The 521-nt window shown below is 60.1% G+C and carries 1 protein-coding gene; it reads right to left on the reverse strand.

Annotated features, from left to right (window positions below; all coding sequences use genetic code 11):
- A partial coding sequence (locus P1T08_18955) for a hypothetical protein (protein ID MDF1598149.1) occupies positions 1-505 on the reverse strand: 505 nt, incomplete at its 3' end.
- Between the last annotated feature and the right edge of the window lie 16 nt (positions 506-521).

Raw genomic sequence — 521 nt, forward strand, 5'->3', positions numbered from 1 at the left:
TCTCTCCGTATCTGATGTAGTCGACGGTCCTGGACAGACGTTTCTCGACAAGCTTGTCGAGGTCGTCATGAACGTAGAACAGCCGGGCCCCTCCGAGGTCGCCCAGCCCAATGGAAATCTTCCCGGCGATGTCACCCGGCCTGCGAACGAGCGGACGCAGCGATTCCCTCTCAATGACGTGAGGCATCCCTCGCCCATCGACAACGAGAGCCAGGCGTTCACGGTCACGAGCAGTGGATATCCCATGCGACCGCAGCTCCTCCCCATCCTCCAGCTCCTCGAGGCAGAAGTACTGAACCGCGCGAGTTGGAATTCCACTGTGAGGCACTGCCAGATCTGAAAGGCGGGCAAGCTTATCGGCGGCCACCCGAAGAAGGGCCGTAATCCCAGGGGGCTCGACCAGAATCGCGCTCGGAACGATATCCAGAGAACCCCGATAGAACTCTGACCCGAGCGCACCGAAGTCGGGCGTGTCGCCACCGGGTGAATACTGACCCTTTATCACCGCTCGAATTTTGACC

The organism is Acidimicrobiia bacterium (assembly GCA_029210695.1).
Taxonomy (GTDB): Bacteria; Actinomycetota; Acidimicrobiia; order Spongiisociales; family JAHEDJ01; genus JAHEDJ01.